Raw genomic sequence first — 13,258 nt, 5'->3', positions numbered from 1 at the left:
TATGGCTGTTCAGCAGAACAAAAAATCCCGCTCTGCCCGTGACATGCGTCGTTCGCACGACGCTCTCGAGGCTAGCACTCTGTCTGTAGAAAAAACCACTGGTGAAGTTCACCTGCGTCACCACGTATCGCCAGAAGGCGTATACCGTGGCCGTAAAGTGATCGACAAGGGCGCTGACGAGTAATTTCTTGTCTGCTCCGGTCATCGCGATCGACGCAATGGGCGGGGACTTCGGTCCCCGCAGCATTGTTCAGGCCAGCATTGCCTGCCTGCTTGCTACACCCTCGCTACACCTGACCCTTGTCGGTCACGCTCCCCTCCTTGAAGAACTCATCGCACGCCATCCCGGTGTCGATCGCTCGCGTCTGCGCGTTGTGCATGCCAGTGAAGTCATCACCATGGACGAGCGTCCGTCGCAGGCGCTGCGCGGCAAGCCTGATTCATCCATGCGTGTGGCTCTGCAGCAACTCGCCGACGGCCAGGCGCACGCCTGCGTGAGCGCCGGCAATACGGGCGCGTTGATGGCGCTTTCCCGGCTTGTGCTGAAAACCCTTCCCGGCATCGACCGCCCGGCGATGGTGGCGGCCATTCCCACGCAACGCGGTTGCTGCCAGCTCCTGGATCTGGGCGCGAATGTCGACTGCAGCGCCGAGCAGCTCTATCAGTTTGCAGTGATGGGCTCAGTCGCGGCCGAGTCGCTGGGCGTGAAGCGACCCAAGGTTGCGTTGCTGAATGTTGGCACCGAGGACATCAAGGGCAATCAGCAGGTCAAGCTGGCCGCCAGCCTGTTGCAGGCGGCGCCAGGGTTGAACTACGTCGGCTTTGTCGAAGGTGATGGCCTGTATCGAGGCGAGGCGGATGTCGTCGTCTGCGACGGTTTCGTGGGTAATGTGCTGCTCAAGTCCAGCGAAGGCCTCGCGTTGATGATCGGCGACCGAATCGAGGCGCTGTTTCGCCGTAACCTGCTGTCGCGTCTGGCTGGGCTCATCGCCAGGCCCGTGCTGGGCCGGCTTAAGACCGATCTGGCGCCAGCGCAGCACAACGGTGCCAGCTTTCTCGGTTTGCAGGGGATTGTGCTGAAAAGCCACGGCTCAGCTGACGCCCAGGGGTTTCAGAGTGCCATCCAGCGCGCGCTGGTCGAGATTCAGGAGAACCTGCCGCAGCGCTTGCGCGGTCGTCTGGAGGAGCTGCTTTAGGGCCTGAGTGCCAGTCTTGCGCTAGAATGTGACGCCTGTGACCGCCGGGTCATCCAACTTTCCATCGCAACACATTGAATTACCTCGCGTTCGGCTCGCCGGGCGCTCTTTTTGACGAGAATAATCAGGGGCTTGTTAATGTCTGCTTCCGTCGCATTTGTCTTCCCGGGCCAGGGCTCGCAGTCCCTCGGCATGCTGGCCGAGCTGGGCGCGCAGCATCCGCTGGTGCTGGATACCTTCAAAGAAGCTTCCGATGCTCTGGGTTATGACCTCTGGGCACTGACTCAGCAGGGCCCGGAAGAGAGCCTTAATCAGACGGACAAAACCCAGCCCGCCATTCTCACTGCTTCGATTGCCTTGTGGCGTCTGTGGCTGGCGGAAGGCGGCGTGCGCCCTGCTTACGTTGCGGGCCATAGCCTGGGTGAGTACAGCGCGCTGGTTGCCGCAGGCAGCCTGACCCTCGCGGACGCGGTCAAACTGGTCGAGCGCCGTGGTCAGCTGATGCAGGAAGCTGTGCCGGCGGGGCAGGGCGGCATGGCGGCCATTCTGGGTCTTGATGATGCGGTGGTCATTGCCGCTTGCGCCGAGGCGGCCCAGGGTGAAGTGGTCAGTGCGGTTAATTTCAATTCGCCCGGTCAGGTTGTCATTGCCGGTGCCAAGGCCGCCGTCGAGCGCGCCATTGAAGGCTGCAAGGCCAAGGGCGCCAAGCGTGCCCTGCCGTTGCCGGTAAGCGTGCCCTCGCATTGCGAGTTGATGCGCCCGGCGGCGGAACGGTTTGCCGAATCGATCGCTGCCATTGAGTGGCAGGTGCCGCAGATCCCGTTGGTGCAAAACGTCAGCGCCAGCGTTGTGTCTGACCTCGACACGCTGAAAACCGATCTGCTGCAGCAGCTCTACAAACCAGTGCGCTGGGTCGAGTCGATTCAGACCCTGGCCGCAGAGGGTGCCCTGCACCTGATCGAATGCGGCCCGGGCAAGGTCCTCGCCGGTTTGAACAAGCGTTGCGCCGATGGCGTGACCACTCACAATCTCAATACCCCAGACGCCTTCGCCGCCGCTCGCGCGGCGCTGGCCTGAATAGGAGACGCCTGCATGAGTCAGGGTAAAGTTGCACTAGTCACCGGCGCGAGCCGCGGCATCGGCCGGGCCATCGCCCTGGAACTGGGACGTAACGGTGCTACGGTTGTCGGCACGGCGACGTCGGAGTCCGGCGCCGAGAAGATCACCGCCTATTTCAAGGAAAACGGTATCGAAGGCTTCGGCCTGGCGCTGGATGTCGGCAGTGACGAGTCCGTGGCCGCTGCGCTGGCCCAGATCACCGAGCGTGTGGGTGCGCCGTTGATTCTGGTCAATAACGCCGGCATCACCCGTGACAACCTCATGATGCGCATGAAAGATGACGAGTGGCATGACGTTATCAACACCAACCTGAGCAGCCTGTTCCGCCTGTCCAAAGGGGTCCTGCGTGGCATGACCAAGGCACGCTGGGGCCGGATCATCAGCATTGGGTCGGTGGTGGGTGCCATGGGCAACGCAGGTCAAGTAAACTACGCGGCCGCCAAGGCGGGTCTGGAAGGCTTCAGCCGTGCCCTGGCACGTGAAGTCGGGTCGCGCGCGGTCACGGTCAACTCGGTGACCCCGGGTTTCATCGACACCGACATGACGCGCGAGCTGCCAGAAGCGCAACGGGATTCCCTGACGGCCCAGATTCCTCTGGGCCGACTGGGGCAGGCAGAAGAGATCGCGCATGTTGTCGCTTTTCTTGCTTCAGAAGGTGCAGGCTACGTTACCGGGGCTACAATCCCCGTTAACGGCGGCATGTACATGTGACGAGTCGTATTGAAAAAATGTCATACGGGCTGTCTAAAATCCGTTATAAAGCTGAAATCTATTAAGGGGCAGAGGGTCGTCGGGCTTAGCGGAAAATGCGTTTAGCTTGAAATGCGCAAATCCTCTTCTATACACTTACCCATCGGCCAGCTGCCTGAATTTGTCCACTAGGAGTTAAAACACGGTATGAGCACCATCGAAGAGCGCGTCAAGAAAATCGTTGCCGAACAACTTGGCGTCAAGGAAGAGGAAGTCACCAACAGTGCTTCCTTCGTTGAAGACCTGGGTGCCGACTCCCTTGATACCGTTGAGCTGGTAATGGCTCTGGAAGAGGAATTCGAGACCGAAATCCCTGACGAAGAAGCCGAGAAGATCACCACCGTACAAGCGGCTATCGATTACGTTACTGCCCACCAGGCGTAAGATTTTGTAATCGTAGTTTGCTGTCCTGGAGAAACCGCACTGCCCTTGGCGTGCGGTTTTTTCTTTGAATAGGGCAGCGTTTCATCAATAGAAGAAAGGAGAGTCCTGTGTCGCGTAGACGCGTCGTGGTCACCGGTATGGGTATGCTGACGCCTTTGGGCACGGATGTGCCGAGCACCTGGCAAGGCATTCTGGCTGGCCAGAGTGGCATTGGGCCTATCGAACACACAGACCTGTCCAAGTACACCACCCGTTTTGGCGGTTCGGTGAAGGGATTCAATGTCGAGGAATACCTGTCGGCCAAAGAGGCCCGCAGACTCGACCTGTTCATTCAGTACGGGCTGGCTGCCAGCTTCCAGGCCGTGCGCAACTCCGGCATCCAGATCGACGACAGTAATCGCGAACGCGTTGGCGTGGCGATGGGATCGGGCATCGGAGGTCTCACCAACATCGAAAACACCAGCCGCCTGATGCACGAGCAGGGGCCGGGCAAGATCTCCCCGTTTTTCGTACCGGGTTCGATCATCAACATGATTTCCGGGTTTCTGTCGATCCATCTTGGCGCACAGGGTCCCAATTACGCCATCGCCACGGCCTGCACCACGAGCACCCATTGCATCGGCATGGCGGCGCGCAACATCGCCTACGACGAAGCAGACGTGATGATTGCCGGTGGCGCTGAAATGGCCGCCTGCGGTCTGGGAATGGGCGGCTTCGGCGCCTCCCGCGCGCTGTCCACGCGCAACGACGAGCCTGCTCGCGCCAGCCGTCCGTGGGACAAAGGCCGCGATGGCTTCGTGCTGTCCAATGGCGCCGGTGCCATGGTGCTTGAAGAGCTGGAACACGCCAGGGCACGTGGCGCGACCATCTACGCCGAGCTAATCGGTTTCGGCATGAGCGGCGACGCCTTCCACATGACCTCGCCGCCTGACGACGGTGCCGGCGCAGCGCGCTGCATCACCAATGCCCTGCGCGACGCCAGGATTCGTCCTGAGGACGTGCAGTACATCAACGCCCACGGCACCTCAACGCCTGCTGGCGATCTGGCCGAGGTCAGCGCCATCAAGAAGGTGTTTGGTGAACACGCCTACAAGCTCGCGGTCAGCTCGACCAAATCGATGACCGGCCACCTGCTGGGCGCCGCCGGTGCGATCGAAGCGATCTTCAGCGTGCTGGCAATCAAGGATCAGGTCGCGCCACCGACCATCAACCTCGATGAGCCGGACGAGGGCTGTGACCTGGACTTCGTGCCTCACGAGCCGCGCAGAATGCCCATCGACGTGGTGATATCCAACTCGTTCGGTTTTGGCGGCACCAACGGTTCGCTGGTCTTCCGTCGGTACGCCGAGTGACCCTGAGCTGGATCGACGGCCTTGCAGCCGACTCCCTTGCCGTCAAGGACCGGGGTCTGGCTTACGGCGATGGTCTCTTCGAAACCTGTCTGGTCAAGGCCGGGCAGCCGCTGCTCTTCCAGCGTCACCTGGAGCGGCTGTCAGCAGGGGCACAGCGCCTGGCGTTGAACCTTGACCTGCCGTTGACTGAGCGCGAGTGCCGCAGTTTTGCCGGGGAAGTAGGCGAGGGCGTGATGAAGCTCATCGTCACCCGTGGCGACGGGATACGGGGTTATGCACCGGCATCGAACGCCACGCCGCGCCGCATTCTGCAGGCCGGCCCGTTGCCCGCGTACCCCGAAGCCCATGCACAGCAAGGCATCAGGCTGTTCTCCTGTCAGACTCGTCTGGCCGAGCAGCCGTTGCTGGCCGGGCTCAAGCACCTGAACCGTCTTGAGCAAGTGCTTGCCCGCAGCGAATGGCAGAACGCTGACTATGCCGAAGGCCTGATGCGGGACGTATCCGGGCGAATCATCGAAGGGGTTTACAGCAATCTTTTCATGGTCAAGGGCGGCGTTCTGCTGACGCCGGACCTGCGCCGATGCGGTGTGGCGGGCGTCATGCGAGCCGAGATCCTGGCGCTGGCGGAGCGCGAGAATATGCCTGCCCGGGAGCTGGATCTGCACATGGCTGACCTGCAGAAGGCCGACGAGGTGTTTGTCTGCAACAGCGTGTACGGCATCTGGCCGGTGCTGGGCATCGAGCATCTGAACTGGCCGGTTGGGCCGCTGACCCGTAAACTCCAACACCTTGTTCGCGGGCTTCTGGATATCTGATTCGTGATCCGAAAATTTCTTGTCTTGCTGGAAGCAGGTGTGGTTCTGGCGGGGTTGCTGCTGGGTGTGGCTTATTGGCAGCAGAGCAGCGCGCTGCATCAGACACTCAACCTGACCCAGGAAAAACTGCTGGATGTACCGGCTGGTTCCTCGCCGACCGGTGTGCTGAATCGGCTCCAGGCCGACGGCGTCATCGACGATGCCTTTTGGCTGCGGCTGTACTGGCGCTTCAATTTGCAGGGACAGTCGCTGCACAGCGGCGAGTACCGCATGGTCCCCGGTATGAACGCCGAGTCTCTGCTCGATCTCTGGCAGAAAGGCGAAGTCGTCCAATACAGCGTGACGCTGGTCGAGGGCTGGACTTTCCGCCAGGTGCGTGCGGCGCTGGCCAAACAAAACAAGCTTGAGCAAACCACCGCCGATCTTGATGACGCGGGGCTGATGGCGAAGCTTGGCCATCCCGACGTCTTTCCGGAAGGGCGATTCTTCCCGGACACCTATCGCTACGTGCGCGGCATGACGGACGTTGAATTGCTCAAGCAAGCCTACAATCGTCTTGATGAAGTACTGCAGGAGGAGTGGGACAAGCGCGCTGCCGATGTGCCTTACAACGATGCCTACCAGGCGCTGATCATGGCGTCGCTGGTGGAAAAGGAAACCGGTGTGCCTCAAGAGCGTGGCCAGATCGCAGGGGTGTTTGTGCGTCGCTTGCAGCAAGGCATGCTGTTGCAGACCGATCCAACCGTGATCTACGGCCTGGGCGATCGCTACAACGGCAAAATCACCCGGGCGCTGCTGAAAGAGCCTACGCCTTACAACACCTACGTCATTGCCGGTCTGCCGCCCACCCCGATTTCCATGGTCGGACGCGAGGCAATCCATGCGGCGATGCACCCTGTTGCCGGCAACAGCCTGTACTTCGTGGCAAGAGGGGACGGCAGTCATGTTTTTTCTGCGGACCTGGACGCGCACAATGCGGCGGTGAAGGAGTTTCAGCTCAAGCGCCGCGCGGATTACCGTTCGAGTCCGGCGCCTGTCGCCGTACCGGTAATGCCAGCCGACACCACAGAAAAGCCGGCCGACGCGACGCCGCCTTCCTCTGAGCCGCAGCCTTCGGCGTTGAAAGCCGTCGAGCCGGAATCGAGTGAGCCGCCATCGAAACCGCAGACCGAGACGGCAGACCCGTCGACCCCGGCCAATGGCAACGGCGAACCCTCGCAATGAATCTGACCAAGGACTGCCTGTGACCGGTTTGTTTATTACCCTGGAAGGCCCCGAAGGCGCGGGCAAAAGCACCAACCGCAATTATCTGGCCGAGCGCCTGCGCAGCGAAGGCATCGACGTGGTGCTGACCCGCGAGCCGGGCGGCACACCATTGGCCGAGCGCATTCGCGAGCTATTGTTGGCGACTGGCGACGAGCAGATGTTCGTCGATACCGAGTTGCTGCTGATGTTCGCCGCCCGCGCGCAACACCTCGCAGCGTTGATCCGCCCGGCGCTGGCCCGCGGTGCGGTAGTGCTTTGCGATCGGTTTACCGATGCGACGTACGCGTATCAGGGCGGCGGCCGAGGCTTGCCCATCGAGCGTATCGCCGTACTGGAGGATTTCGTTCAAGGTGCATTGCGGCCCGACCTGACGCTGGTGTTCGACCTGCCCATCGAGATTGGTCTCGCCCGCGCCTCTGCCCGCGGTCAGCTTGACCGGTTCGAGCAGGAGGGCCGTGCGTTTTTCGAGGCTGTGCGCAGTACGTATCTGTCCCGCGCTGCCGCGGCCCCCGAGCGTTATCGCCTGGTGGACGCTGCGCTGCCGCTGACCGATGTGCAGGCGTCTCTCGACCTGCTGGTTCCCGAATTGCTCACGCTGCTGGCGGCCCGCCGACATGGCTGAGGCCTATCCCTGGCAGCACGGTCTCTGGCAGCAACTGGCCGGGCGCACGCAGCATGCTCATGCGTACCTGCTGCACGGCCCGGCGGGTATCGGCAAACGGGCGCTGGCCGAGCGGCTGATGTATCTGCTGCTGTGTCAGCGCCCAGCGGGGCTTGAGGCGTGCGGGCAATGCAAGTCCTGCTCGCTGCTGGCGGCTGGCAGTCACCCCGACCATTACGTGCTGGAGCCGGAGGAGGCCGACAAGGCGATCAAGGTCGATCAAGTGCGCGATCTGGTCAGTTTCGTGGTGCAGACCGCACAGATGGGCGGGCGCAAGGTAGTGCTGATCGAACCGGTCGAGTCAATGAACATCAATGCCGCCAATGCGCTGCTCAAAAGCCTTGAAGAACCCTCGGGCAACACTATTCTGCTGCTGGTCAGTCATCAACCGAGCCGGCTGCTGCCGACGGTCAAAAGCCGGTGCGTGCAACAGGCGTGTCCGCTGCCGAGCGAGGCCATGAGTGTCGCCTGGCTGGCCGACGCGCTGCCCGATTGCACAGAGCAGGAGCGTATGGACCTGCTGGTGCTCGCCGCCGGTTCGCCACTGGGCGCCGTCAAGCTGCAAGCGCAGGGCGTTCATGAGCAACGCGCGCTGGTGGTGGAGGGCGTCAAAAAGCTGCTCAAAGGCCAGCAGTCTCCGACGCAACTCGCCGAGGGGTGGAAGGACATCCCCTTGCTGCTGCTTTTCGACTGGTTCTGCGACTGGTCGAGCCTGATCCTGCGCTACCAGCTGACGCAGGACGAAGATGGTCTGGGCCTGAACGACATGCGCAAGGTCATACAGTATCTGGCGCAGAAATCCTCGCAGCGCAACGTACTCGCCATCCAGGACTGGGTGCTTATGCAGCGGCAGAAGGTCATGTCAAAAGCGAACCTGAACCGGGTTTTGTTGCTCGAAGCATTATTGGTGCAGTGGGCAGGTCTGACCGGACAGGGTTAGACTGGCGCACTGCATGACATCAGCATTGCCGAGGAAACCGAGATGAGTGTGCCATTGAGCCCAGGTCCGCGTAACGGCATCCTGTCCCTGACCATCAAGGACAAGTCCGTCCTCTACGCCGCGTACATGCCGTTCATCAAAAACGGCGGGCTGTTCATTCCAACCAGCAAAAGCTACAAGCTGGGCGATGAAGTGTTCATGCTGCTCAACCTGATGGACGAGCCTGAAAAAATCCCGGTCGCCGGCAAGGTCACCTGGATCACGCCGAAGGGTGCCCAGGGCAACCGCGCCGCGGGCGTCGGCGTTCAGTTCAACGACGGTGACAACACTGCGCGGAATATGATTGAAAACTACCTGGCCGGCGCTTTGAAGTCCGACCGTCCTACCCACACGATGTAAGTTGCTCCCGCCGCCATGCTTGTAGATTCCCATTGTCACCTTGATCGCCTCGATCTCAGCGCCCACGACGGCTCCCTCGACAACGCCTTGCAAGCAGCGAGGGACAGGGGCGTCGGGCACTTCCTGTGCATCGGCGTCAGCGCCGAAAACGCAGGCGCCGTGAAAGCCCTGGCCGAACGTTACGATGACGTTGATTGCTCGGTGGGTATACACCCGCTGGACCTCAAGCCCGGCGAGGCGCCTGCGCTGGAGTGGTTGCTCGGCGAGCTGAATCACCCGCGAGTGGTGGCCATTGGCGAAACCGGGCTGGACTATCACTACGAGCCGGAGGCCGCGGAGTTGCAGCAGGCCTCTTTCCGCCTTCATTTGCAGGCGGCTAACGTGACGGGCAAGCCGGTCATCGTGCACACCCGTGGCGCTCGTGCCGATACGCTGCAATTGCTGCGCGAAGCGGCATTGCCCCAGGGCGGTGTGTTGCATTGCTTCACCGAAGACTGGGACATGGCCAAAGCCGCTTTGGACCTGGGCTTCTATATTTCACTGTCCGGCATCGTCACCTTCCGCAATGCCGAGGCGTTGCGGGACGTCGCCAGCAAGGTGCCGGCTGACCGGTTGCTGGTCGAGACAGACTCTCCCTACCTGGCGCCCATCCCGTACCGTGGCAAGCCGAACCTGCCGCAGTATGTGCGTGAAGTAGCCGAGTTCCTGGCCATGCTCCGCGGCGAGACCTTCGAGCGCTTCGCCGAACAGACCAGCGAGAACTTCAAGCGGCTGTTCCCGCTGGCCCACGTCAGGAACTGAACACGCCCCTCAAATCGCGGCCAAAAAAAACCCGGGTTCTGGGGGGTGAATCCGGGTTAAGACCATTAGGAGTACAACAAAGACACGCTATCCGTAGGTGTCCTTACCGGCGCTGGCACTTGGGGGAGATGCCGCGCTGGCGAAGATAAGTATTGGCTAAAATCGGCCCGCGTCCAGTCGGTCGCTGTGTGATTTTTAAACAGTTTTGGAATACCCGGCGCATTCCTGATACCCCAATCTCTCTGAGCCCTCGCGCAATTGACCGCCTGACCCGCATCGACAAAAAGCGAAACTGTATTGGCCTTGTGCGTTTCCTTTTGCTTCGATAGAGCAAAATTCGTCAGAAAACGGATACAGGTCGGATGCCCCGTGCATTCTGCTGCGAGATAGGCATAATGTGCGGCTTCGATTTCGAACCCGCAGCCCCTCCTATGCAGAAAGAACCTCGTAAAGTCCGTGAGTTTCGCCGCCGTGAGCAGGAAATTCTCGACACCGCGCTTAAGCTGTTCCTGGAACAGGGTGAAGACAGCGTCACTGTCGAAATGATCGCGGACGCCGTGGGCATCGGCAAAGGCACCATCTACAAGCACTTCAAATCCAAGGCCGAGATTTATCTGCGCCTGATGCTCGACTACGAGCGGGATTTGAACGAGCTTTTGCATTCCGCGGATGTCGACAAGGATAAGGAAGCGCTGTCCCGCGCCTACTTCGAATTCCGTATGCGCGACCCGCAGCGCTATCGCCTGTTTGACCGGCTTGAAGAGAAAGTCGTCAAAGGTAACCAGGTGCCGGAGCTGGTCGAGGAGCTCCACAAGATTCGCGCTTCAAACTTTGAACGCCTGACCTTGCTGATCAAGGGCCGGATTTCCGAAGGCAAGCTCGAAGACGTCCCTCCGTATTTTCACTATTGCGCCGCATGGGCACTGGTGCACGGGGCGGTGGCGTTGTATCACTCGCCGTTCTGGAGCAATGTCCTTGAGGATCAGGAAGGTTTTTTCCAGTTCCTGATGGACATCGGCGTGCGCATGGGCAACAAGCGCAAGCGTGACATTGATCATGCGCCCGAAGCCAAGCCTGCCTCCGCGGCAGAGTAAGAATCTGTCCAGGGCACCGCCTTCAACAAGCAAAGTTTCCTCCCCGGTCGATGTGGCGCAAAAGCTGCATTAACTGGCCATTCGCCGGTTTTCCGTCGCCGGACTTTGGAGGAAATAATGCGTAGCCTGGTTTTACTGCTGGCTCTACTGGCGTTGAGTGGCTGCATGCACGTCAGCGATCTGGCACAAGGCGCTCACGACGAGCTCAGTGACGCCGGGCTGCTGGATCACAGCTCAACCCGCCGGTTGAACAACTTTCGTCTGCAACCCGACTCGTTCATCTACATTGCCCAGGGCGCGTTCGTCCCGCGCGGTGGCGCATACCCGCGCCCCAACGTTGTGGCTGAAGAAGCGTTCAACGGCTTTGTCGAGTATTTCCCGATGGTCCGCCGCGCTCGCGCCCCGGAAGGTCTGGACGACGCGATGAACGAAGCCCGCTCTGCCGGTGCGCACTACTTGTTGTATACGCGGTTTGCCAAGGCGGACGACCGCATTGGTACTTTCGATGAATGGTCTGATCAGGAAGCCGTGGATCGTCTGGGCATCGACAATGGCGTCATCCAGCTGATGCTGATCGAGACCAATACCCGCTATCTGATCGACTCGGCTCGCATCCACAGCCGCGGTGGTTTGCTGACGTTGTACGACACCAAACCCGAAGATTTGCTAGGACCCCCTATGGAAGCTTACGCTCGGAGTTTGTTGGGCGTGGAAGCCCGCTGAGGAGGGGTGTATGACTGGCGAGGACAAAGCCAACGATTTGCTGGCGCAGATTGCCACGGGCGGCAAGGGCTTGCCGCCTGTGCATTTGTGGAACCCGGCGTTTTGCGGCGACATCGACATGCGCATCGCCCGCGACGGCACTTGGTTCTATCTGGGTACGCCTATCGGTCGCAAGCCCATGGTCCGGTTGTTTTCCACCATCATCCGCCGAGACGGGGATGAATATTTTCTGATCACCCCGGTAGAAAAGGTCGGCATCAAGGTCGACGACGCACCCTTTGTTGCGGTGCTGCTGAGCACTGAAGGCGCCGGGGAGTCGCAGGTTCTTCGATTCACCACCAACGTCGAGGACGAGGTGGCAGCCGGGCCCGAGCATCCACTGCGCGTCGTGATCGACCCGCACACCCATGAACCTTCACCTTATCTCCATGTGCGCAACAACCTCGAAGCGTTGGTGCATCGCAATGTTTTCTATCAGTTGGTGGATCTGGCCGTCACCCGTGAAATCGACGGCGAGCGCTGGCTGGGTGTGTGGAGCGCAGGCGAATTCTTCCGCATCGGTCTCGAACCCTGAAGTCCGCTTTGCCGTTGGACGCTGCACGCTCCGCCAATTGCCTGGCCTGCGCGGCGCGGTTACAGTGCCGCCCCCCGTTTTTTCCTGAGGTTTTTCCATGAGTCAGTCCTTTGATATCGCCGTGATCGGCGCCACCGGTACTGTCGGCGAAACCATCGTGCAGATCCTCGAAGAGCGCGACTTCCCGGTTGGCGCATTGCATTTGCTCGCCAGCGCCGAATCGGCCGGCAGCTCTGTGCCGTACCGAGGCAAGAATGTTCGGGTGCGCGAGGTCGACGCATTTGATTTCAACAACGCGAAGATTGCGTTCTTTGCCGCGGGCGCCGCAGTTACGCGCAGCTATGCCGAGCGCGCCACTGCAGCAGGCTGTGCGGTCATCGACTTGTCCGCTGGCTTGCCGGTCGAGCAGGCTCCCAACGTAATTCCCGAAGTCAACGGCGCCAGCTTGAGTGCTCTGGCCGCGCCGGCTCAGGTTGCCTGCCCAAGTTCCAGCGCTGCAGCGCTTGCGTTGGTGCTGGCTCCGCTGCGATCGCTGATGAACATCGAGCGGGTCACGGTAACGGCCTGCCTGGCAGTCTCGAGCATGGGCCGCGAAGGGGTCACTGAACTGGCCCGACAAACCGCAGAATTGCTCAATGTGCGTCCGCTGGAGCCCCGAGTGTTCGACCGGCAAATGGCGTTCAACGTGCTGGCCCAAGTGGGCAAGCCTGATGACGAAGGTCACGTGCCCCTGGAAAAACGTTTGGTCAGCGAGTTGCGCGAGTTGCTGTCGCTGCCTTTAATCAAGATCGGCGTCAGTTGCATCCAGGTGCCGGTGTTCTTCGGCGACAGTCTGAGCGTGTCGGTGCAGACGAGCGAAGCGGTGGAGGTCGCGGCGGTGAGTCGCGCCCTTGAAAGCGCCGAAGGCATCGAACTGGTGGATGCAGGTGATTATCCGACGCCGGTGGGCGATGCGGTTGGACAGGATGCTGTCTATGTAGGACGTCTGCGCCTAGGTGTCGACGACAGTTGCGAGCTGAATTTCTGGGTTACGTTGGATAATGTGCGCAAAGGCGCAGCGCTGAACGCTGTGCAGGTGGCTGAGTTGTTGATAAAAGACGTTGTGTAAAAGATACTTGCCCACAATTCGAAGAATCATTCTAGCTGCGGCGTGTCGATACGCCCTACACCCGAGCAGGCATTAT

Annotated in this window: 16 protein-coding genes; all 16 read left to right on the top strand. The window is 60.7% G+C overall.

Annotation, left to right across the window (positions count from 1 at the left end; all coding sequences use genetic code 11):
• Position 1 precedes the first annotated feature (1 nt).
• The 16 genes from rpmF (at position 2) to LT42_RS09095 (ending at position 13,182) form a co-directional block, all read left to right on the top strand.
• Positions 2-184: a 50S ribosomal protein L32 gene (gene rpmF, locus LT42_RS09170; RefSeq protein ID WP_003179396.1), complete on the top strand. Its 183-nt coding sequence runs from the start codon at positions 2-4 to the stop codon at positions 182-184.
• A gap of 4 nt (positions 185-188) precedes the next feature.
• Complete coding sequence (gene plsX, locus LT42_RS09165) at positions 189-1,196, top strand: phosphate acyltransferase PlsX (protein ID WP_037011763.1); 1,008 nt, start codon at positions 189-191, stop codon at positions 1,194-1,196.
• Between the two features lie 138 nt (positions 1,197-1,334).
• Positions 1,335-2,273, top strand: a complete 939-nt coding sequence (fabD, locus tag LT42_RS09160) for an ACP S-malonyltransferase (RefSeq protein ID WP_037011761.1) — start codon at positions 1,335-1,337, stop codon at positions 2,271-2,273.
• A 15-nt stretch (positions 2,274-2,288) separates the two neighbouring features.
• Entirely contained in the window at positions 2,289-3,026 is a 738-nt protein-coding gene (gene fabG, locus LT42_RS09155; RefSeq protein WP_037011760.1) for a 3-oxoacyl-ACP reductase FabG, read from the top strand.
• Between the two features lie 186 nt (positions 3,027-3,212).
• The gene (gene acpP, locus LT42_RS09150; RefSeq protein ID WP_016973676.1) at positions 3,213-3,449 is read left to right on the top strand and encodes an acyl carrier protein; all 237 of its coding nucleotides are present in this window, start codon (positions 3,213-3,215) and stop codon (positions 3,447-3,449) included.
• Positions 3,450-3,556: 107 nt separating this feature from the next.
• Positions 3,557-4,801: a beta-ketoacyl-ACP synthase II gene (gene fabF, locus LT42_RS09145; protein WP_037011758.1), complete on the top strand. Its 1,245-nt coding sequence runs from the start codon at positions 3,557-3,559 to the stop codon at positions 4,799-4,801.
• The gene (gene pabC, locus LT42_RS09140; RefSeq protein ID WP_162835394.1) at positions 4,798-5,616 is read left to right on the top strand and encodes an aminodeoxychorismate lyase; all 819 of its coding nucleotides are present in this window, start codon (positions 4,798-4,800) and stop codon (positions 5,614-5,616) included. The genes fabF and pabC overlap by 4 nt, the downstream gene beginning before the upstream one ends.
• 3 nt (positions 5,617-5,619) lie before the next feature.
• Entirely contained in the window at positions 5,620-6,840 is a 1,221-nt protein-coding gene (gene mltG / locus LT42_RS09135) for an endolytic transglycosylase MltG (RefSeq protein ID WP_052075203.1), read from the top strand.
• 19 nt (positions 6,841-6,859) lie between these two features.
• Entirely contained in the window at positions 6,860-7,504 is a 645-nt protein-coding gene (gene tmk, locus LT42_RS09130) for a dTMP kinase (RefSeq protein ID WP_037011756.1), read from the top strand.
• Positions 7,497-8,483, top strand: a complete 987-nt coding sequence (locus tag LT42_RS09125) for a DNA polymerase III subunit delta' (RefSeq protein ID WP_037011755.1) — start codon at positions 7,497-7,499, stop codon at positions 8,481-8,483. The genes tmk and LT42_RS09125 overlap by 8 nt, the downstream gene beginning before the upstream one ends.
• A 42-nt stretch (positions 8,484-8,525) precedes the next feature.
• The gene (locus LT42_RS09120) at positions 8,526-8,882 is read left to right on the top strand and encodes a PilZ domain-containing protein (RefSeq protein WP_037011754.1); all 357 of its coding nucleotides are present in this window, start codon (positions 8,526-8,528) and stop codon (positions 8,880-8,882) included.
• A 15-nt stretch (positions 8,883-8,897) separates the two neighbouring features.
• On the top strand, positions 8,898-9,683 hold the full coding sequence (locus LT42_RS09115) for a TatD family hydrolase (RefSeq protein ID WP_037011753.1): 786 nt from the start codon (positions 8,898-8,900) through the stop codon (positions 9,681-9,683).
• A 431-nt stretch (positions 9,684-10,114) separates the two neighbouring features.
• The gene (locus tag LT42_RS09110; RefSeq protein ID WP_037013156.1) at positions 10,115-10,777 is read left to right on the top strand and encodes a TetR/AcrR family transcriptional regulator; all 663 of its coding nucleotides are present in this window, start codon (positions 10,115-10,117) and stop codon (positions 10,775-10,777) included.
• 117 nt (positions 10,778-10,894) lie between these two features.
• Positions 10,895-11,500 (top strand): DUF4823 domain-containing protein, encoded by a 606-nt coding sequence (locus tag LT42_RS09105; RefSeq protein WP_037011750.1) that lies wholly within the window; start codon positions 10,895-10,897, stop codon positions 11,498-11,500.
• A gap of 10 nt (positions 11,501-11,510) precedes the next feature.
• Positions 11,511-12,074: a DUF1285 domain-containing protein gene (locus LT42_RS09100; protein ID WP_037011749.1), complete on the top strand. Its 564-nt coding sequence runs from the start codon at positions 11,511-11,513 to the stop codon at positions 12,072-12,074.
• A 97-nt stretch (positions 12,075-12,171) separates the two neighbouring features.
• Positions 12,172-13,182, top strand: coding sequence for an aspartate-semialdehyde dehydrogenase (locus LT42_RS09095; protein ID WP_037011747.1), 1,011 nt, complete (start codon positions 12,172-12,174; stop codon positions 13,180-13,182).
• Positions 13,183-13,258: the final 76 nt, after the last annotated feature.

Source organism: Pseudomonas lutea (assembly GCF_000759445.1).
Lineage (GTDB): Bacteria > Pseudomonadota > Gammaproteobacteria > Pseudomonadales > Pseudomonadaceae > Aquipseudomonas > Aquipseudomonas lutea.
The sequence above is the reverse complement of the archived record's forward strand: the minus strand, read 5'-3'. Positions and strand labels throughout refer to the sequence as shown.